This is a genomic window from Histidinibacterium aquaticum, assembly GCF_008710275.1.
GTDB classification, from domain to species: domain Bacteria; phylum Pseudomonadota; class Alphaproteobacteria; order Rhodobacterales; family Rhodobacteraceae; genus Oceanicola; species Oceanicola aquaticus.
Window position 1 is genome coordinate 1 of sequence record NZ_VYQE01000007.1, and the last position, 19894, is coordinate 19894.

At 69.5% G+C, this 19894-nt stretch carries 19 protein-coding genes; 5 read left to right on the forward strand and 14 right to left on the reverse strand.

Features of this window, described 5'->3' with window-relative positions; translation table 11 throughout:
• The 4 genes from F3S47_RS17885 to F3S47_RS19485 all read right to left on the reverse strand — a co-directional run.
• Positions 1 to 332 (reverse strand): hypothetical protein (locus F3S47_RS17885; RefSeq protein WP_150446684.1); only part of this gene is annotated, 332 nt, incomplete at its 3' end.
• 88 nt (positions 333 to 420) lie between these two features.
• The gene (locus F3S47_RS17890) at positions 421 to 1047 is read right to left on the reverse strand and encodes a PepSY domain-containing protein (protein WP_150446685.1); all 627 of its coding nucleotides are present in this window, start codon (positions 1045 to 1047) and stop codon (positions 421 to 423) included.
• A 133-nt stretch (positions 1048 to 1180) separates the two neighbouring features.
• Entirely contained in the window at positions 1181 to 2410 is a 1230-nt protein-coding gene (gene trpB / locus F3S47_RS17895) for a tryptophan synthase subunit beta (RefSeq protein WP_150446686.1), read from the reverse strand.
• Between the two features lie 28 nt (positions 2411 to 2438).
• Positions 2439 to 2651 carry an N-(5'-phosphoribosyl)anthranilate isomerase gene (locus F3S47_RS19485; protein ID WP_191090239.1) on the reverse strand — a complete coding sequence of 71 codons (213 nt, stop codon included), beginning with the start codon at positions 2649 to 2651 and terminating at the stop codon, positions 2439 to 2441.
• Positions 2652 to 2754: 103 nt separating this feature from the next.
• On the opposite strand from F3S47_RS19485, the gene F3S47_RS17905 reads away from it, so the two are divergent.
• Entirely contained in the window at positions 2755 to 4404 is a 1650-nt protein-coding gene (locus F3S47_RS17905; protein ID WP_150446687.1) for a tannase/feruloyl esterase family alpha/beta hydrolase, read from the forward strand.
• A 50-nt stretch (positions 4405 to 4454) separates the two neighbouring features.
• On the opposite strand, the gene F3S47_RS17910 is transcribed toward F3S47_RS17905, so the two are convergent.
• From F3S47_RS17910 to rsmI, 10 genes are all read right to left on the reverse strand, one after another.
• On the reverse strand, positions 4455 to 5120 hold the full coding sequence (locus F3S47_RS17910) for a phosphoribosylanthranilate isomerase (protein ID WP_150446688.1): 666 nt from the start codon (positions 5118 to 5120) through the stop codon (positions 4455 to 4457).
• Between the two features lie 4 nt (positions 5121 to 5124).
• The gene (locus F3S47_RS17915; protein WP_150446689.1) at positions 5125 to 5487 is read right to left on the reverse strand and encodes a LapA family protein; all 363 of its coding nucleotides are present in this window, start codon (positions 5485 to 5487) and stop codon (positions 5125 to 5127) included.
• 10 nt (positions 5488 to 5497) lie between these two features.
• Positions 5498 to 5779 (reverse strand): integration host factor subunit beta, encoded by a 282-nt coding sequence (gene ihfB, locus F3S47_RS17920; RefSeq protein ID WP_150446690.1) that lies wholly within the window; start codon positions 5777 to 5779, stop codon positions 5498 to 5500.
• 300 nt (positions 5780 to 6079) lie between these two features.
• Positions 6080 to 7780, reverse strand: a complete 1701-nt coding sequence (gene rpsA, locus F3S47_RS17925) for a 30S ribosomal protein S1 (protein WP_263406009.1) — start codon at positions 7778 to 7780, stop codon at positions 6080 to 6082.
• A gap of 357 nt (positions 7781 to 8137) precedes the next feature.
• Complete coding sequence (gene cmk, locus F3S47_RS17930) at positions 8138 to 8779, reverse strand: (d)CMP kinase (protein ID WP_150446692.1); 642 nt, start codon at positions 8777 to 8779, stop codon at positions 8138 to 8140.
• A complete protein-coding gene (locus tag F3S47_RS17935; RefSeq protein WP_150446693.1) occupies positions 8776 to 9180 on the reverse strand; it encodes a GFA family protein in 405 nt (134 codons plus the stop codon). The genes cmk and F3S47_RS17935 overlap by 4 nt, the downstream gene beginning before the upstream one ends.
• Positions 9173 to 10519, reverse strand: a complete 1347-nt coding sequence (gene aroA / locus F3S47_RS17940; RefSeq protein ID WP_150446694.1) for a 3-phosphoshikimate 1-carboxyvinyltransferase — start codon at positions 10517 to 10519, stop codon at positions 9173 to 9175. The genes F3S47_RS17935 and aroA overlap by 8 nt, the downstream gene beginning before the upstream one ends.
• 228 nt (positions 10520 to 10747) lie before the next feature.
• The gene (gene gshB / locus F3S47_RS17945) at positions 10748 to 11698 is read right to left on the reverse strand and encodes a glutathione synthase (protein WP_150446695.1); all 951 of its coding nucleotides are present in this window, start codon (positions 11696 to 11698) and stop codon (positions 10748 to 10750) included.
• A 93-nt stretch (positions 11699 to 11791) separates the two neighbouring features.
• Positions 11792 to 12166: a YraN family protein gene (locus tag F3S47_RS17950; protein WP_150446696.1), complete on the reverse strand. Its 375-nt coding sequence runs from the start codon at positions 12164 to 12166 to the stop codon at positions 11792 to 11794.
• Positions 12167 to 12209: 43 nt separating this feature from the next.
• On the reverse strand, positions 12210 to 13061 hold the full coding sequence (rsmI, locus tag F3S47_RS17955) for a 16S rRNA (cytidine(1402)-2'-O)-methyltransferase (RefSeq protein ID WP_150446697.1): 852 nt from the start codon (positions 13059 to 13061) through the stop codon (positions 12210 to 12212).
• Between the two features lie 120 nt (positions 13062 to 13181).
• Here rsmI and F3S47_RS17960 point away from each other — a divergent pair, with 120 nt between their 5' ends.
• The 4 genes from F3S47_RS17960 to murJ all read left to right on the forward strand — a co-directional run bounded on the left by F3S47_RS17960 (position 13182) and on the right by murJ (position 19857).
• On the forward strand, positions 13182 to 14372 hold the full coding sequence (locus F3S47_RS17960) for a penicillin-binding protein activator (protein WP_150446698.1): 1191 nt from the start codon (positions 13182 to 13184) through the stop codon (positions 14370 to 14372).
• A complete protein-coding gene (locus tag F3S47_RS17965) occupies positions 14332 to 17151 on the forward strand; it encodes a [protein-PII] uridylyltransferase (RefSeq protein WP_191090240.1) in 2820 nt (939 codons plus the stop codon). The genes F3S47_RS17960 and F3S47_RS17965 overlap by 41 nt, the downstream gene beginning before the upstream one ends.
• A 180-nt stretch (positions 17152 to 17331) precedes the next feature.
• Positions 17332 to 18156: a manganese catalase family protein gene (locus tag F3S47_RS17970; protein ID WP_150446699.1), complete on the forward strand. Its 825-nt coding sequence runs from the start codon at positions 17332 to 17334 to the stop codon at positions 18154 to 18156.
• 120 nt (positions 18157 to 18276) lie between these two features.
• Entirely contained in the window at positions 18277 to 19857 is a 1581-nt protein-coding gene (gene murJ, locus F3S47_RS17975) for a murein biosynthesis integral membrane protein MurJ (protein ID WP_150446700.1), read from the forward strand.
• The last annotated feature ends 37 nt before the right edge of the window (positions 19858 to 19894 follow it).

The window sequence follows — 19894 nt, forward strand, 5'->3', positions numbered from 1 at the left end:
CCATTGCCCGAGTTCGAGCTGGCCGCCGACCCGCGGCGATCGTCGTCGTCATCGTCGCTGCGGGGGTTCAGCACCCGCGGGCGGCTGTCGTCGCCGCGCCTGATGGTGGTGAGGTCCCGCAGGATCTCGCCCGTCGTCGGGTTGAACACGAGCTCCCGGTCATAGCTGGGGCTCTGCGCGTGCAGAATGACGCGCCCGAGCAGGGTCCGGCTCGCCTCGATCGAGGTGAAGCCCTGGGCGCGAAGCTGCGAAACGATCTGGTCCTGCACCGTCTGGGCGCCAGCGGCAGTGGCGGCAAGGACCAGGTAAAGGACAAGCGCGAGGCGCGTCATAATCTCTCCGTGCAGGATGCCCCGCCGGCGCAGCCGGCGAGGCATCCGGATTCAAGTTTGACCGGAAAGGCGCCCGGCGACAATCGGATCAATCGTCGTCGTCATCATCGTCATCATCATCGTCGTCGTCGTCATCATCGTCGTCGTCGCGATCACGGCCACGGCGATCATCGTCGTCGTCATCGTCATCGTCGGCGCCACGGCCACGGCCACGGCGATCATCGTCGTCGTCATCGTCATCGTCATCGTCGGCACCACGGCCACGGCCCCGGCGATCGTCGTCGTCGTCATCGTCGTCGTCATCCGCGCCGCGGCCACGTCCGCGCCCGCGGCCATCGTCGTCATCGTCATCGTCGTCTTCGAAGCGGCGGCCGTTGCCGCCGAGGCCCGGATCGTCATCGTCGTTGTTGCGGGCCGCGACGAAATCGCGACGCTCGCGGCTGACCTCGATTCCGCGGCGGTTGGCGTCTTCCGGATCGGCGCGGCCCTCCTCGCGCTTGAGGAGCTCGCCGGTGCGGCTGTCATAGACGAGCTCGAGCTCACGGCCGTCGCGAATGGCCTCGATCTTGGTCTGCGTGGGGCCGGTCTTGACCTCGATATGGTCGAAGCCGCGCGCCGAGAGCTGGCTGACGACCTGGTCCGCGACCGATTGCGCGGCCGCCGGGCCGGCGAGCGCGAGGGCGGCGAGGCCGCCGGCGAAGATGGGCTTGATCATGGTATCCTCCGGGACTGGGGTTGGCTGGTGAGCCGAGTTGACCCCGTGTCCGGCGGTCGGCACCATCGGCCGCAGGCTTATCCGGGGCCGGATAAGCCTGCGCCGCATGCCCATAAACCTGGGTTTATGCCGATCAGGCCCCGCCCATGTCCCAGCCGAGAGCCTTGGCCACCGTGTAGATGTCCTTGTCCCCCCGGCCGCACATGTTCATGCAGATGATGTGGTCACGCGGCAGCTCCGGCGCGATCTGCGTGACGTGAGCCAGCGCATGGCTGGGCTCGAGCGCGGGGATGATGCCCTCGGTCTCGCAGGAGAGCTGGAAGGCCTCGAGCGCCTGGGCATCGGTGATCGCCACGTATTCCGCGCGACCAGTATCGTGCAGCCAGGCGTGCTCCGGGCCGATGCCGGGGTAGTCGAGCCCTGCGGAGATCGAGAACCCTTCGAGGATCTGCCCGTCGTCGTCCTGCAGCAGGTAGGTCCGGTTGCCGTGCAGCACGCCCGGGCGGCCGCCCGTCAGCGAGGCGCAGTGCTCCATCTTCTCCGTGACGCCCTTGCCGCCCGCCTCGACGCCGATGATGCGGACCTCCTTGTCGTCGAGGAAGGGGTAGAACAGGCCCATGGCATTGGAGCCCCCGCCGATGGCAGCGACAAGCGTGTCGGGCAGCCGTCCCTCGGCCTCCATCATCTGCTCACGCACCTCCTTGCCGATGATCGACTGGAAGTCGCGGACCATGGCCGGGTACGGATGCGGGCCGGCAACGGTGCCGATGCAGTAGAAGGTGTCGCGGACATTGGTCACCCAGTCGCGCAGCGCGTCGTTCATCGCGTCCTTGAGGGTGCCGCGGCCCGAGGTCACCGGCACCACCTCGGCGCCCAGCAGCTTCATTCGGAAGACGTTGGGCTTCTGCCGCTCGACGTCGTGCGCGCCCATGTAGACGACGCATTTCAGGCCGAACTTGGCGCAGACCGTCGCGGTGGCGACGCCATGCTGACCCGCGCCGGTCTCGGCGATGATCCGGGTCTTGCCCATGCGGCGGGCCAGCAGGATCTGGCCCAGCACGTTGTTGATCTTGTGCGCGCCGGTGTGGTTCAGCTCGTCGCGCTTGAGGTAGACCTTGGCGCCGCCCAGCCGCTCGGTCAGCCGTTCGGCGAAATAGAGCGGCGAGGGCCGGCCGACGTAGTGGGTCCAGAGATGGTGCATCTCGTCCCAGAAACTCTGGTCGGTCTTGGCATGCTCGTAGCAGGCCTCGAGCTCGAGGATGAGCGGCATCAGCGTCTCGGACACGAAGCGCCCCCCGAAATCGCCGAACCGCCCGCTCTCGTCGGGCCCGGTCATGAAGCTGTTGATGAGATCTTCGGCCATGATCGCCTCCCGCCTGGACCATGAAGCTCTAGCGAAGGCCGCCCTCCGCCTCAAGCGCACAGGCCGTCGCGGGGGCGCCGAACGCCCGGATTTCTCCAAAGGCGCTTCGAAGCGCCTTGTCCGAAGCGGTTTGGTGCTCCCGGACCTGCCGCTTGACCACACCACCGCGTTGCGCCTCGCGCGAAGCGAAGACCTGGGCCAGCCCACGCTCCGGGGTGAGGTGTTCGGGCAGGGAGCTCATGCCCCGTCCTCCCACAGGACGGTTAATCCGGCCCTACCCGCACGCAGGCTTTGACACGACTCGTCTACTAGGAAACAATTTTCGGACAAGGGAGGATCGAACCATGCACCACATCCGACTCGCGGCGGCCCTGCCGCTCGCCCTTCTCGCCCCGGGCTGGGCGCTGGCCCAATGCGCCGACTTGAGCGAGGCCGCCCCCGAGGGCGTGACGCTCACCGAGACGACGGAGATGCCCGCCGGAGAAGAGGCGCCCGTCGCGCATTGCCTCGTCCGCGGCACGATGGACGAACGCACCGGCACCGACGGAAAGACCTATGCCATCGGCTTTGAGCTGCGCCTGCCGGAGGACTGGTCGGGCCGCTTCATGCACCAGTTCAACGGCGGCGCCGACGGCTCGGTCGTTCCGGCGCTGGGACAGATGTCCCAGCTCGGCCCCGACCAGGGGGCGCTCGCGCGCGGCTTCGCCGTCGTCTCCTCGAACGCCGGCCACGACGGCTCCGCGAACCCCGATGCGGGGCTCGCCGGTGGCACCCGCTTCGGCCAGGACTTCGAGGCTCGGCGCGACTATGGCTACGATGCCGTCGCCACGCTGCACCCGGTGGCCCTCGCCCTGACGGAGGCGCAGTACGGACGGGCTCCCGATTACATCTACGGCATGGGCGGCTCCAACGGGGGTCGTCACGCGATGATCGCCGCCGAACGGATGCCGGAGGCTTTCGACGGTCTGCTCGCCGGCTACCCGGGCTTCAACCTGCCCCGCGCCGCGCTCCAGCATCCCTGGGACGTGCAGAGCTTCCTCTCGGTGGCGGACACCCTGCCCGAGGCCTTCTCCCGCGACGAACTCGCTCTCGTCTCCGCGGCCGTCTCGCAGGCCTGCGACGGGCTCGACGGGCTGGAGGACGGCCTCGTCTATGCCACGATGCAGTGTCAGGAGGCCTTCGACCCGCAGAGCCTCGCCTGCACCGAGGGCGACGGGGCCGACTGCCTGCCGCAGGAAAAGGTCGACGCGCTCACCCGCATCCACGGCGGTCCCCGCAACAGCGCGGGCGAGCAGCTCTACAGCGACTGGCCCTGGGACACCGGCATCTCCAGCAACGACTGGCGGTTCTGGAAGCTCGAGAGCGGCATTCCGCCCTGGGGCGGCCAGCCGCTCATCGCGGTGATGGGCGCGGGGTCGCTGGCCGAGGTCTTCACCACGCCCCCGACCTCCGTCGAGGGCACGCCCGAGGCGCTGCAGGACTTCCTCACCGGTTTCGACTTCGACGAGGACGCGCCGAAGATCGATGCGACCACCGAGGCCTTCCCCGAAAGCCCGATGGAGGTGATGACCCCGCCCGATGCCGACGACCCGACGCTGGCCGAGTTCCGGGAGGCCGATGGCAAGCTGATCGTCTTCCACGGCGTCTCCGACCCGGTCTTCTCCTTCTTCGACACACTCGACTGGTACGAGGCCTTGCAGGAGAACACCGGCGGGACGGAAGGGACCGTGCGGCTATACGCCGTGCCCGGCCTGCCCCATGGCAGCGGCGGCGCGGCGCCCGACCGCTTCGACATGCTGGGCGCGCTCATCGACTGGGTCGAGGAGGGCGAAGCGCCGGAGGAGGTGACGGCCACGGTGCGCTCGGACAACGAGGAAGCGCCCGAGGCCCTGCGCGGCGCGGAGCGCATCCTCTGCCCCTGGCCGCAGATCGCGGTCTACGGCGAGGGCGACGTAAGCGCGGCGGAAAGCTTCAGCTGCGAAGAGCCCGCCTGACGCGGGCCACGTCCGGGGCTTCGGCCCCGGGCGCGTTCTCGGAGGTCTTGCTAGCGCAGGCTCGGGATGGCCGGGCCGCGGGCCGCCCGGATGAAGGCGGCGATGCGCTCCGGATCCTTTACGCCGGGCGCGGATTCCACACCGGAGGAGACGTCGACCTGCCGCGCGCCAGTGAGGTCCAGCGCCTGCGCCACGTTCCCGGCATCGAGCCCGCCGGCCAGCATCCAGGGCACCGGCCAGCGCCGGTTGGCGACCAGGCGCCAGTCGAAGGCCACACCGTTGCCGCCGGGCAGCGGCCCTCCCGGGGCGGGTTTGGCGTCGACCAGCAGCTGGTCCGCGACCGCGCCGTAGGCATCGAGCTTCTCCACGTCCTCGCGCCCGGCGATCCCGACGGCCTTCATCACCGGCAGGCCGAAGCGCGCGCGCACCTCCGCCACCCTCTCCGGAGTCTCGCGACCGTGGAGCTGGAGCATGTCGAGCGGCACGCGGTCGAGGATCTCGTCCAGCTGCTCGTCAGTGGGGTCCACCGTGAGCGCCACCTTCGCAACCCCGAGCGGCGCGGCGACCGCGGCCTCGCGCGCAGCCTCGACGCTCAGGTTGCGTGGGGATCGCTCGAAGAAGACGAAGCCCACGTAGGACGCGCCCGCACCGGCGGCGGCCTCGACTGTCTGCGGGTCGCTCAACCCGCAGATCTTCACCCTGACGTCGGGGGGCATGGGCTCAGCCGGTCTGGTCGAGAAGCGCAAGGACCTCGTCCTTGCCCTCGTGCTTCTCCGCCTTGAGGCGATTCACCTCGGCCTCGAGCTCACGTTCGTGCCGGATGTGGCGCCGGGCCTCGACCCGCTGCGGATGCTCGCGGATCCATTCCCAGATCAGCCCGATCACGAGGCCCACCGCCACGCCGATCATCAGCGCCACGAAGAGCGGAACCGAGACGGCCGTCCCGAGCCAGCTGAGCCCCGGCACGGCATCGGCGAGCGCATCGGGCAGAAGGCGCAGTTCGACGGTTCCGCGGTTGGCGAAACAGACCACGATCAGGATGAGGGCGACGAGCGCCCAGAAGGCGTAGCGGATATAGCGCATGGCGTAGGTTCTACTTCCCGTTCAGCCGGTCCCGCAAGAGCTTGCCGGTCTTGAAGAACGGCACATGCTTCTCTTCCACATGAACGCTCTCGCCGGTGCGGGGATTGCGGCCGGTCCGCGCGTCGCGCTTCTTGACCGAGAAGGCGCCGAAGCCGCGCAGCTCCACCCGGTGGCCCTGCGACATCGCGCCGGTGATTTCCTCGAAGATGGTGTTCACGATCCGCTCGACGTCGCGTTGGTAGAGGTGAGGGTTTTCGTCAGCGATCTTCTGGATCAGTTCGGACCGGATCATCCATCTACCCCCTTGTCTCGGCACCACACGGTCCATGACCTGAACGTCAGCCGAATTTGGTCCCGACTATAGGGCGGGTCTGCTTTCGGAGAAATACGGCTTGCGACGAAATTGGTGTGTTTTTCCGGGCATTTCCGGGTTGCGCCCAGTTCCTCGGCATCCCGGATCACGCGAGCGAGAGGATTCCGCGATCCGCCGCGCCGCAGCATCGGACGATGATTCGCGGCCCCTCAAGGACCCAAATGAAAAACCCCGCGGCCTTTCGGCCGCGGGGTCCGGTCCTCCGGAGAGGAACCTCTATCAGTTGTCGTCGTCGTCGCGGTTGAGCGCGGCGCCGAGGATGTCGCCCAGCGAGGCGCCGGAGTCGGAGGAGCCGTACTGCTGCACCGCTTCCTTCTCTTCGGCGATCTCGCGCGCCTTGATCGACAGGCCCAGACGGCGGGTCTTGCTGTCGATGTTGGTCACGCGGACGTCCACCTTGTCGCCGACGCCGAAGCGCTCGGGGCGCTGCTCGGCCCGGTCGCGCGACAGGTCGGAGCGGCGGATGAAGGACTTCATGCCCTCGTATTCCACCTCGATGCCGCCGTCCTCGATCTTGGTCACCTCGACGGTGATGATCGAGCCGCGCTTCACGCCGCCGACGGCCTCCGCGAATGGGTCGTCCTCGAGCGCCTTGATGGAGAGCGAGATGCGCTCCTTCTCGGTGTCGACCTCGAGCACCTTGGCGCGGACAACGTCACCCTTGCGATAGTCGCCGATGACGTCCTCGCCCCGGCCTTCCCAGGTGAGATCCGAGAGGTGGACCATGCCGTCGATATCGCCGGGCAGGCCGACGAAGAGGCCGAACTCGGTGATGTTCTTGACCTCGCCCTCGACCTCGGTCCCCTCGGGGTGCGTCTCGGCAAAGACTTCCCACGGGTTGCGCTGGGTCTGCTTGAGGCCGAGCGACACGCGACGCTTGGCTTCGTCGATCTCCAGCACCATGACCTCGACCTCCTGGGAGGTGGAGACGATCTTGCCGGGATGGACGTTCTTCTTGGTCCAGCTCATCTCGGAGACGTGGACCAGGCCCTCGACACCGGCCTCGAGTTCGACGAATGCACCGTAGTCGGTGATGTTCGTCACGCGGCCCTGGTGGACCGAGCCCAGCGGGTACTTGGCGACCACGGTATCCCAGGGATCTTCCTGCAGCTGCTTCATGCCGAGGCTGATCCGGTGGGTCTCCTTGTTGATCTTGATGACCTGGACCTTCACGGTCTCGCCGATCGACAGGATCTCGGAGGGGTGGTTCACACGGCGCCAGGCCATGTCGGTGACGTGCAGCAGGCCGTCGACGCCGCCGAGATCGACGAAGGCGCCGTACTCGGTGATGTTCTTGACCACGCCGTCGACCGCCTGACCTTCATGCAGGTTGGCGATGACCTCGGCGCGCTGCTCGGCACGGCTCTCTTCCAGGATGGCGCGGCGGGAAACGACGATGTTGCCCCGGCGGCGGTCCATCTTGAGGATCTGGAAGGGCTGCTTGAGACCCATGAGCGGGCCGGCATCCCGGACCGGGCGCACGTCGACCTGGGAGCCGGGCAGGAAGGCCACGGCGCCGCCGAGATCGACGGTGAAGCCACCCTTCACGCGGCCGAAGATCGCGCCCTCGACGCGCTCCTCGTCGGCGTAGGCCTTCTCCAGGCGGTCCCAGGCTTCTTCACGGCGGGCCATCTCGCGCGAGATGACGGCTTCGCCGCGGGCGTTCTCGACGTTGCGGAGGTACACTTCGACCTCGTCGCCGACGTCCAGGTCGGGCGTCTCGCCGGGATTCGCGAATTCCTTGAGATCGACGCGGCCTTCCATCTTGTAGCCGACGTCGATGATGGCCTGGCCCGCCTCGACGGCGATGACCTTGCCCTTGACCACCGACCCCTCGGTCGGCGTGTCCATTTCGAGGCTTTCGTTAAGGAGGGCCTCGAAGTCCTCCATGGATGCGTTCTGAGCCATGTGGCTTTGGATTTCCTTTGCGTTTTCTATTCGGGCCGGGCGGTTGTCTCCGCCGGTCTTGACGGTGGGTTGGCCGAAGGGCCGGATACAAAAGAGGGCCGGCTGTGACCGACCCTGCCTCAACTCCGCTCGCGACAGTCCCGCCGCTTCGACGGGGGCCCCTATAGACGAGGCCCCGGCGATTGGCAACCCCGCCGCGCGGCGGCGCAAGGGGACGTTAACCCGTTGGGCCTAGGGTCCTCCGCGGATCCAGCAGACAGGTCCGGACCCTCAGACCGGGGGCCGAGCCATCCTTGCGCAACGGGGGAGCATAAGTCCTCCGACAGGTGTTCCGGACCGCCCATTGGCGGCGCCGCCTCTCCTGCCATTTCACTGCGCCGCGCCGTCGCCTCGGACGGCGGGGCGGCGCGCCTCGATGACGGCCAGCGCCGTCTCGATGGCCTCCTCGATCGACAGGGTCGTCGTGTCGATCTCCACAGCATCCTCGGCTGGGCGCATCGGCGCCACGGCCCGCTCGCTGTCGCGCGCGTCCCGGGCCCGCACGTCCTCAAGCACGGAGTCCTCGGTGACGTCGTAGCCCTTGGCCGAGAGCTCCTTGTAGCGCCGCTCCGCCCGGCACTCCGGCGAGGCGGTGACGAAGAGCTTGGCCTCGGCTTCGGGGCAGATCACCGTCCCGATGTCGCGCCCGTCCAGCACCGCGCCCCCTGCCCTGCGAGCGAAGGCGCGCTGGAAATCCGTCAGCGCCTGCCGCACCTCGGGCAGCGCCGCCACCTGCGAGGCCGCCTGCGCCACCGGGCCGGTCCGCAGCCGCTCCTCGTCCAGCTCCGACGGGTCGAGGCTGCGCGCGGCCTCCACCGGCTCCTGCCCCTCGAGCATCCGCGCCCCGACGGCGCGGTAGAGCAGGCCGGTGTCCAAGTGCGCGAAGCCCAGCCGCGCGGCCACCGCACGGCTGATGGTTCCCTTGCCCGAGGCAGCGGGCCCGTCGATCGCGACCGTGAATCGTTCGCTCATTCCAGCACCTGCGTCGTCATCCCCGGGTCTTCGCCCTCGGCCTGCGGCAGGCCGTCGGCGATCTCGTAGTAGGCGCCCTTGTCGGCGCAGAAGATATGGCCCGTCAGCCGAATCCCCACGTCGCCGTCGAGCGTGCCCGCGTGGATCGACAGATGCGACCCCGGTCCGTCCCAGAAGAGGTTCGATCCGCAGACCGGGCAGAAGCCGCGCCGCGCGGTCTCCGAGCTGCGGTACCAGCGCACCTCGCCCGAGATATCGACGCTCTCGCGGGGGGCCGATGTCGCGGCGACGAAATGGCCCGAGGTCTTGCGGCACTGCCGGCAGTGGCAGCCGATCACAGGCCGGAGCGCCGCCGTCACCCGGTAGCGCACCGCGCCGCAGAGGCAGGAGCCCTCAGCCATCCCGCGCGATCCCGGCGCCCAGCCCCGTCATCAACGGCTCGAAGACCGGGAAGGAGGTGGCGATCGGCCCCGCGTCGTCGACCCGCATGGGCTGTCGCGTGGCAAGGCCCAGCACGAGGAAGGACATGGCGATCCGGTGGTCGAGACGGCTCTCCACCGTGACGCCCCCGGGCACGCCGCCCGGGCCGCGTCCGTGGACGATCCACCAGTCATCGCCCTCCTCGACGTCGACCCCCGCCGCGCGCAACCCCTGCGCCATGGCGTCGATCCGGTCGCTCTCCTTGACCCGCAGCTCCTTCACGCCGCGCATCACCGTGGTCCCCTCGGCGCAGGCCGCGACGACCGAGAGCACGGGGTATTCGTCGATCATCGAGGCCGCGCGCTCGGGCGGCACCTCGATCCCCTTGAGCCCTTCGGAGAAGCGCGCGCGAAGGTCCGCGACCGGCTCGCCGCCCTCCTCGCGTTCGTTCTCGTAGCTGAGGTCCGCGCCCATCTCGCGCAGCGTGGTGAAGAGCCCCGCGCGGGTCGGGTTGAGCCCGATGTTCGGCACCAGAACGTCCGACCCCTCGGCGATCAGCGCGGCGCAGACCGGGAAGGCGGCCGAGGAAGGGTCGCGGGGCACGGCGATGCGCTGCGGCCGCAGCTCCGGCTGGCCGCGCAGGGTGATGACCCGGCCTTCGTTGGTCTGGTCCGAGGCGATCTCGGCACCGAAGCCCGCGAGCATTCGCTCGGTGTGGTCGCGCGTCGCCTCGCGCTCGATCACCACGGTCTCGCCCGGCGCGTTGAGGCCGGCGAGCAGGACGGCCGATTTCACCTGCGCCGAGGGCACGGGCACCTCGTAGCGCACCGGCACAGGCTCGCGCGCGCCGACGAGCGTCATCGGCAGGCGCCCGCCCTCGCGCCCCACGGCGCGGCAGCCGAAAAGCGCGAGCGGATCGGTCACCCGTCCCATGGGCCGCCCGCGCAGGCTCGCGTCGCCGGTGAAGGTCGCCGTGATCGGGCTGGTGGCCATGGCGCCCATGATGAGCCGCACACCGGTGCCGGAGTTGCCGCAGTCGATGACGTCCTCGGGCTCGCCGAAGCCGCCGGTGCCGACGCCGTGGACGTGCCAGGTCTCTCCGTTCTGCGTGACCTCGGCGCCGAAGGCGCGCATGGCCTTCGCGGTGTCGAGGACGTCCTGTCCCTCCAGCAGGCCGGTGATCGTGGTCTCGCCCACCGAGAGCGCGCCGAGGATCAGCGACCGGTGCGAAATCGACTTGTCGCCCGGCACATGCGCCTCGCCCCGGAGCGGTCCGCCCCTCGTTGCCGTCATCGGGATCGGTGTGCCGTGTGCGGACATGGGTCCCCTCGCCTGAATTCGCGCCCGGTCTTAGCCCGGGTGCCCGGCGGGGTCTATGGGGCGGGGGAGGCACGAGCGAAGTGAGGCGGCGCGCGGTTCTGTCTGGGTTCAACCCCTCAACTCCGACGCGCCCACGTCGCCCCAAGGCCAGCACCCGACGGCGGGCGGGGGAGAATATCCATGATAACCGCGCGTTACCCGCGTTGGGGTCGGAGCGGCCGCTTGCCCTCAGCCGGCCTGCCCCCGCCGCCGCTCGATCGCCTCCCAGATCATGCCGGTCACGTTGGAGCCGTCGAACCGCTCCAGCTCCTGCAGGCCGGTCGGAGAGGTCACGTTGATCTCCGTCAGCCACTCGCCGATCACGTCGATACCGACGAAGACCTGGCCCTTCTCTCGCAGCAGGGGCCCGATCCGGGCGCAGATCTCGCGGTCCCGGTCGGTGAGCGCGACCTTCTCGGCCCGCCCGCCCACATGCATGTTCGAGCGCGTCTCGCCCTTCTGCGGCACGCGGTTGATCGCGCCCGCGGGCTCTCCGTCGACCAGGATCACGCGCTTGTCGCCCTTCTCCACCGAGGGGAGAAACTTCTGCACGATCAGCGGCTCGCGGCTCATCCCCGTGAAGAGCTCGTGCAGCGAGGCGAGGTTGCCGTCGCCCGGCGCCAGCTTGAAGACCCCGGCCCCGCCGTTGCCGTAGAGCGGCTTGACGATGATGTCGCCATGTTCCTCCCGGAAGGCGCGGATCGTGGCGAGGTCGCGGGCGATTGCGGTGGGCGGCGTGAGGTCGGGGAAGTCGAGGACCAGCAGCTTCTCGGGGTAGTTGCGCACCCAGAACGGGTCGTTGACCACCAAGGTCGAGCCCGCGATGCGCTGCAGAAGGTGCGTGGTGGTGATGTAGGACATGTCGAAGGGCGGGTCCTGGCGCAGCCAGACGACGTCGAACTCGGACAGATCCGCGGTCCGCGTCTCCCCGACCTCGAAATGGTCGCCCTTGACCCGGCGCACGGTGAGGTCGGCCCCATTCGCCACGACGCGGCCGTTCACGTAGGCCAGCTGGTCGGGCGTGTAGTAGAAGAGAGAATGCCCCCGCGCCTGCGCCTCTTCGGCGATGCGAAAGGTGCTGTCGGCGGCGATATCGATCGCACCGATCGGGTCCATCTGTATGGCGACCTTGAGCGGCATGGGCTCCCCCGTTGCGCGGTTCGGCGCAAGAGATGGCGCAGCCGCGCTCGACTGTCCATGCCCGAGGACCTGTGCGCCCCTGCAGGATGGCGGTCACACCGCGAAGGCGTTTTCCACGACCCGGACCTCCCCCCGGGCGTCGACGGTGGCGACGTCGAAACGCACCGGGGTAAGCTGGCCCTCGGGTTGGGTGCCGAGGAATTCCTGGGCGGTCGCCATGATCCGCTCCGTCTGGCGCCGGGTGACGCGCGCCAGGGCGCGGGCATGATCGCGGCTCTTCTTGACCTCGACGAAGACAAGCCCGGCGCCGTCGCGCAGGATCAGGTCGATCTCTCCCAGGGTGCCCCGCCATCGGCGGGCGACGAGCGCCTTGCCGCGCCGGTCGTAGTCACGGGCGACGGAGCCCTCGGCATGGGCGCCCGAATGGTAGTTGGTCATCCCGCGACTGATCCTGCTGGTCCTGGTCATGCGATGCTCCGTCTCCGATGACGACCTGTCTCGCACGAGAGTCTTAAGATTCCCTCAAGGTCAGCGCCCTCTGGTAGACCTCCCGCCGCGGCAGGCCGAGCGCCCCGGCGACGGCCGTGGCGGCATCCTTGACCCGCATCGTCTCCATCGCCTGTCGCAGCGCCGCGTCGATCTCCTCCTCGCCGGGGCCCTCTCCCTTCTCCGCCGCGCCCACGAGCACCACGAACTCGCCCTTCAGGGTCAGCCCGGCGGGGTCGATCGCGCCGGCGGGGCCCGAGACGACCTCCTCGAACTTCTTGGTCAGCTCGCGGCAGAGCGAGACCGGGCGGTCGGGACCGAGGCCCTCGGCGATGTCTCCCAGGAGGTCCGTCACCCGGTTCGGGCTTTCGTAAAGGACCAGCGTCGCGGGGACCTGGGCGAGCTCGGCGAGGGCGGCGCGGCGGGCGGCGCGGGCGGAGGGCAGGAAGCCCGCGAAGAAGAAGCGGTCGGTCGGCAACCCGCCGACCGAGAGCGCCGCGAGCAGGGCCGAAGCGCCGGGCACCGCGGTCACCGCCCCGCCCGCCGAGCGCACCTCGCGCGCCAGCCGGAAGCCCGGGTCGGCGAGCAGCGGCGTCCCGGCCTCCGAGACGTAGGCGAGCGACCCGGTGCGTGCCGCTTCGACCAGCCGGGCCCGGTCCGGCGCGGAACTATGGTCGTGGTAGGCCAGCACGCGCCGCCCGCCGAGCGGAACGCCGTGGATCTCCATCAGTCGCCGCGCGGTGCGGGTGTCCTCTGCGGCGAGCGTGTCGGCTGCGGCCAGCACGTCGAGCGCGCGCAGGGTGATGTCCCGCGCGTTCCCGATGGGCGTCGCCACGAGGTAGAGGCCGGCGGAGAGCGGCCGGGGATCGGAATTCATGCCTAGAAACTCCGGCTGCGAAACCTATGATGCCCAAGACCCCGGGTCCGGGACGCTCCGGCGACAGAACCAGCCCGCGCCCGCCGCCACAAGACCGGACGACCTCAAAGGAGCCCCCGCATGGACGCCCGAACGATCCGCCGCCCCGCCGCCCGACTGGCCGCCTTCCTGGCTGCCGTCTGGCTCTCAGCCTGTACCGTGGTCGACGGACCGACCGCCGGCTTCGGCGGAGACTCCGGCCCCCGAATCGATCCCTCCGCTCCCGTCCCTGTCGCGCTCCTGGTGCCCGCCGGCTCCTCGATCGGCGGCGATGCCCAGATCGCCCGTGACCTCGAGAACGCCGCCCGGCTCGCGATTTCCGATCTGCAGGGCGCCGACATCGACCTGCGCGTCTACAACACCGCCGCCTCGCCGGGCCAGGCGGCCCAGGTCGCGCAGCAGGCCGTGGCCGACGGCGCTCAGATCATCCTCGGACCGCTCCGGGCCGATGCCGCCGCTGCGGCGAGCTCGGCGGTCGTCGCGCAGAACGTCAACGTGCTGGCCTTCACCAACACCACCTCTGTCGCGGGCGGCAACCTCTTCATCCTCGGGCCGACCTTCGAGAACACCGCCCGCCGCCTGGTCCGCTTCGGCAACAGCCAGGGGATCGACCGCTACCTCGTGGTCTACGGCAACGACCCGCAGGGCACGACCGGCCGCGACGCCATCGCCCGCGAGGCCCAGCGCAACGGCGCCACCGTCCTCGGGATGGAGAGCTATCCCATGACCTCGCAGCAGGCGATCATGGAGGCCGCGCCGCGCATCGCCGCCGCCGCCGAGCAGAGCGGCGCCGAGGCCGTCTTCCTCACCGGCGGCGTGAACGCCGACCTGCCGATCATCGCCTCCGCCCTACCCGAGGCGGGGCTCGACACCTCGTCCACGCCCTACTTCGGCCTGACCCGCTGGGACGCGCTCTCGCAGGCGATCTCGCTGCCGGGGCTGCAGGGCGGCTACTTCGCGCGCCCCAACCAGGCCGCGATGCAGAGCTTCGAGAGCCGCTTCGCCGCGCGCTATGGAGACGCGCCGCACCCGCTGGCCGGTCTCGCCTACGACGGCATCGCCGCCATCGGCGCGCTGGTGGCCCAGGGCAACTCCGACGCGCTGACGGCCAGCTCGCTGACCCAATCGGCGGGCTTCACCGGGACCTCGGGCATCTTCCGCCTGCGGCCGGACGGCACCAACGAACGCGCGCTCGCCGTGGCGCGGATCCAGAACAACCAGGTGACGGTCGTTGACCCAGCTCCAAACTCCTTCGGCCGCGCCGGTTTCTGAGACCGACGTCCCCGAAGACGTGAAGACCCCGCGGCCGGATGACCTCGTGTCTCCGGCCGAGGCCATTTTCGACCGTGCCGCCGTCGCGGCGGAGGTCGAGGCGATCTATTCCGGGGCGGAGACGCCCTCCGAGGCCAAGCCGGATCTCGTCGCCTGCCTCTCGGCGGCCCGCACCCGCGGCATGGACGAGATCGCGCGGGCCTTCGCCGCGAAGCCCCACGACTCGCGCCCGGTCAAACGCTCCTATGCCTGGCTCACCGACCAGATCGTCGGCATGGTCTTCGAGATCGCGACCACCCGGGTGCATCCGCTGAACAACCCCACGGAGGGCGAGCGGCTCTCGTTGATCGCGGTGGGCGGCTACGGGCGGGGCGAGATGGCGGCCTATTCCGACGTCGACCTGCTGTTCCTCACGCCCTGGAAGATCACCCCCTGGGCCGAGAGCGTCATCGAAACGATGCTCTACATCCTGTGGGACCTGAAGCTGAAGGTCGGCCACGCCAGCCGGACGGTGAAGGACTGCATCCGCCTGGCGAAGCAGGACTTCACGATCCGCACCAGCCTCGTGGAGTACCGCCACATCGCCGGCGACGCCGCCCTGGCCGAAGAGCTGGGCGAGCGGCTCTGGACCGAGCTTTTCCGCTCCTCCGCCCCCGCCTTCGTCGAGGCGAAGCTCGCCGAACGGGCCGAGCGGCACCGCAAGCAGGGCGGCCAGCGCTACATGGTCGAGCCCAACGTGAAAGAGGGCAAGGGCGGCCTCCGGGACCTGCAGTCGCTCTTCTGGATCGGCAAGTACGTCTACGGCGTCCGCGACGCGGCCGAACTGGTCGACCACGGCCTGTTCAGCCGCGAGGAATACGACACCTTCATCCGCGCCGAGGATTTCCTCTGGGCCGTGCGCTGCCACCTGCACCTGCTGGGCAACCGCGCCGTGGACCAGCTGACCTTCGACATGCAGGTCGAGGTGGCCGAGCGCATGGGCTACCGCGACCGCGGCGGGCGGCGCGGGGTCGAGTGGTTCATGCAGGACTACTTCCGCCGCGCGACGCAGGTCGGCGACCTCACCCGGATCTTCCTCACCGTGCTGGAGCAGAGCCAGACCAAGCCCGAGCCGATGCTCACTCGGCTGATGACCCGGCGCAAGAAGGCGAAGCCGCCCTATGCCATCAAGCAGAACCGGCTGACCGTCGGCGACGAGGCCGAGTTCCTCGGCGACAAGCTCAACCTCCTGCGGATCTTCCGCGAGGCGATGCGCACGGGCACACTGCTCCACCCCGACGCCATGCGCCTGATCGCGGCGAACCTGCGGCTGGTGGACGAGGAGATGCGCGCGAGCCCCGAGGCCGCGCGGATCTTCTTCGACACCCTGCTGAAGAACGGCAACCCCGAGCGCGCCCTGCGCCGGATGAACGAACTCGGCATGCTCGCGGCCTACATCCCCGAGTTCCAGCCCATCGTCGCGATGATGCAGTTCAACATGTATCACAGCTACACGGTGGACGAGCACACCATCCAGGTCGTGTCCTCCCTCGCGCAGATCGAGCGGGGCGAGCTCGACGAGGAACTGCCGGTCGCGGCTCAGATCCTGCGCGAGGGTCTGAACCGCAAGGTGCTCTTCGCCGCCATGCTGCTGCACGACATCGGCAAGGGCCGGCCCGAGGACCACTCAATCGTCGGCGCGCGGATCGCCCGGACCGTCTGCCCCCGGCTCGGCCTCAAGAAGCGCGAGACGGAGACCGTCGAGTGGCTGGTGCGTTACCACCTGCTGATGTCGGACATGGCGCAGAAGCGCGACATCGCCGACCCGCGCACCGTCAAGGACTTCGCCAAGGCGGTGAAGACCAAGGAGCGGCTCGACCTGCTTCTGGTGCTGACGGTCTGCGACATCCGCGGCGTCGGCCCCAACGTCTGGAACAACTGGAAGGCCGCGCTGCTGCGCGCGCTCTACCGCCAGACGAAGCGGGCGCTGGAAGACGGGCTCGAGGCGATCAACCGCGAGGAACGCGGCACCGAGGCGCGCCGCAAGCTGCGCGAGGCGCTCTCGGACTGGCCAGAGAAGGTGCTGCGCACCGAGACCCAGCGGCACTACGCGCCCTACTGGCAGGGCCTGCACGTCACCGCCCACGTCGACTTCGCCGAACTCCTGCGCGAGGTGAAGCCCGACGAGATCGCGCTGAAGCTCACCCCCGACGAGGACCGCGACGCGACCCGTGTCTGCTTCGTCATGCAGGACCACCCCGGCATCTTCTCCCGCATGTGCGGGGCGCTGGCGCTGGTGGGAGCCGACATCAAGGACGCCCGCACCTTCACCACCAAGGACGGCTGGGCCACGGCGGCCTTCTGGATCCAGGACCAGGACGAAAGCCCCTACGAGGCCGAGAAGCTGCCGCGCCTGCGCACGATGATCGACAAGACGCTTCGGGGCGAGGTCGTGGCCCGCGACGCCTTCCGCGACCGCGACAAGCTCAAGAAGCGCGAGAAGCCCTTCACGGTGCCGACCTCGATCACCTTCGACAACGAGGGTTCCGAGATCTACACGATCATCGAGGTGGACACCCGCGACCGTCCCGGCCTGCTCTACGACCTGACGCGGACGCTCGCCTCTTCGAACGTCTATATCGCCAGCGCCGTCATCGCGACATACGGCGAGCAGGTCGTCGACAGCTTCTACGTCAAGGACATGTTCGGGCTGAAATTCCACGCCGAGGCGCGGCAGCGCACGCTGGAGCGCAGGTTGCGCGAGGCCATCGACCGCGGCGCACAGCGCGCGGAGGGCTGAGCGGGAGTCCGCCGGAGGGCGGAAGCGACGGAATCCGATAGGCTAATCGGCCGGGCACGCTCTCGGGCGACGGCGGGCCCGCGTCGATTGACGTTCAGGTATCCGCCCCCGGCGAATTCACGCGGGAACAGACTCCATCGCTCCCGCTTGATCACCGGGACGAGAGCAATGGAGTACCTGATGTTTCACCATTCCTCGAAGCTTCAATACGAAGTCCGCGTCGACAAGCCGGAGCCGGCCTTCGCGAAATACCTGCAGCAGGCCATCGGCGGGGTCGAGGGAGAGATCCGCGTCGCCATGCAGTACTTCTTCCAGGCCATGGGCGCCCGGGGCGACGCGAAGTACCGCGACATGCTCATGATGACCGCCACCGAGGAATTGAGCCACATCGAGTTCCTCGGCCATGCCGTCGCGCTGAACCTCGAAGGTGCGCCGGTCGAGGCCAAGGAGGAAGCGGCCAAGGACCCGGTCGTGCACGCCATCCTCGGCGGCATGAACCCGCGCCACATCCTGTCCTCGGGGCTCTCGGCCATGCCGGTGAACTCGAACGGCGTGCCCTTCGACATGAGCCACGTCTACGCCACCGGCAACCTCGCCGCCGACATGATGGCCAACGCCACCGCCGAGAGCGGCGGCCGGGTGCTCGCCTCGCGGCTCTACAACATGACCGACGACCCCGGCATGAAGGACATGCTCTCTTTCCTCATCGCGCGGGACACCTACCACCAGCAGCAGTGGCTGGCGGTCATCGAGGAACTCGGCGGCTGGGAAAAGGCCCTGCCGATCCCGAACTCGACGCCGGAAGAGCACGAGCGGATGAAGGACAGCTACTACTTCCTCAACACCTCGCTCGACGAGCCGACGCCCGAGGGCCGCTGGACCTCCGGCCCCTCGCTCGACGGCCGCAGCGAGTACCACGTCGAGGAGAAGATGAAGCCCTACGGCCAGAAGCCGGACCTCGGAAAGGCGCGTCCCGGTTCGGGCGCCCAGACCGAGCAGGAGTAAGATCCGGGCACCGGGATGGGCGCGGGGGATCGCCTCCGCGCCCGTCTCACGAGGCCGCTTCCCCTCGGGCCGGGAAGCGGATAACCGGGCGGACGGAGAACCGCGGGCCCGGATGCACTCATGAAACCGATCCGCCTCATCGCAGGCTTCCTGACCGTCGGGGTCTGGACCCTGCTCAGCCGCGTGCTGGGCTTTGCCCGCGATATCCTGATCGCCGGGATCCTCGGCACGGGCCCGGTGGCCGAGGCCTTCTTCGTGGCCTTCGCCCTGCCCAACATGTTCCGCCGCTTCTTCGCCGAGGGCGCCTTCAACATGGCCTTCGTGCCGATGTTCTCGAAAAAGGTGGAGTCGGGCGGCGACGCCGAGGGCTTCGCCCGCGATGCGCTCTCGGGGCTGGCGACGATCCTGATCGGGCTGACGGTCGTCGCGCTGGTCTTCATGCCCTTCCTCGTTCTTGCCATGGCGGGGGGCTTCGCCGCCGACAACCGGCTGGAGATCGCCACGGTCTTCGGGCGGATCGTCTTCCCCTACATCCTGCTGATCTCGATGGCCGCGCTGCTTTCGGGCGTCCTCAACGCGCTCGGCCGCTTCGCCGCCGCCGCCGCCGCGCCGGTGATCCTCAACGTGATCCTCGTGGGCGCGCTCTGGTACGCGACCGGGGCGCCGGAGTCCGTGGGGCCCGAGGGCTTCGAGGCCGCCGGCCTTGCCGAGGGCTACATCCTCTCCTGGGGCGTCCTCGTCGCAGGCGTGGCGCAGCTCGCCCTCGTCTGGGTCGCGGCCCGGCGGGCGGGTATCACCGTGATCCCGCGCCGCCCGCGCCTGACGCCCGAGATGAAGCGGCTCGCCCGGATCGCCGCCCCGGCCGCCCTGGCGGGAGGCGTGGTGCAGGTGAACCTGCTCGTGGGCCGGCAGGTCGCGAGCTTCTTCGACGGGGCCATCGCCTGGCTGGCCTATGCCGACCGGCTCTACCAGCTGCCGCTGGGCGTGGTGGGCATCGCGGTGGGCATCGTCCTGCTGCCCGATCTCTCACGCCGGATCGCTGCGCAGGACTCCATCGGCGGCCAGAACGCCTTCAACCGCGCCTGCGAGTTCTCCCTGGCCCTGACCGTGCCCGCCGCCATCGCCCTGATCGTGATCCCCGGCCCGATCGTCGGCGTCCTGTTCCAGCGCGGCGCCTTCGACGCCTCCGATACCGCCGCCACGGCCCTTGCGGTCGCGATCTACGGCGCGGGGCTGCCGGCCTTCGTGCTGCAGAAGGCGCTGCAGCCGCTCTTCTTCGCGCGGGAAGACACCCGCCGGCCGTTCTATTACGCGCTGGTCTCGATGGTGGTGAACGCCGTGGTGGCCATCGGCCTCGCGCCGGTCATCGGCTTCACCGCCGCCGCCTGGGGCACCACGCTCGCCGGCTGGGCGCTCGTCGTGCTGCTGGCCCTCGGCGCCCGCAAGCGCCTGGGCGAGGCCGCGACGATCGACCCCCGGCTCCGCCGCCGGGTGCCTCCAATCGTGCTCTCCGCCGCGCTCATGGGCGCGGTGCTCTGGGCCGCCGCCTGGGCCGGCGCGCCGCTTCTGGAGAGCGGCAGCTCGCGCTACGCGGCCCTCGCCGGGCTCGTCGGCCTGGGGATCGTGGTCTACTTCGCCGCGGCGCAGGTCACTGGCGCGATGCGGCTGGCGGAGCTCAAGGGCGCCATGCGGCGGGGGTAGCTCCGGAGCGGAGATGCGTCGGGCGGGGTTCCACCCC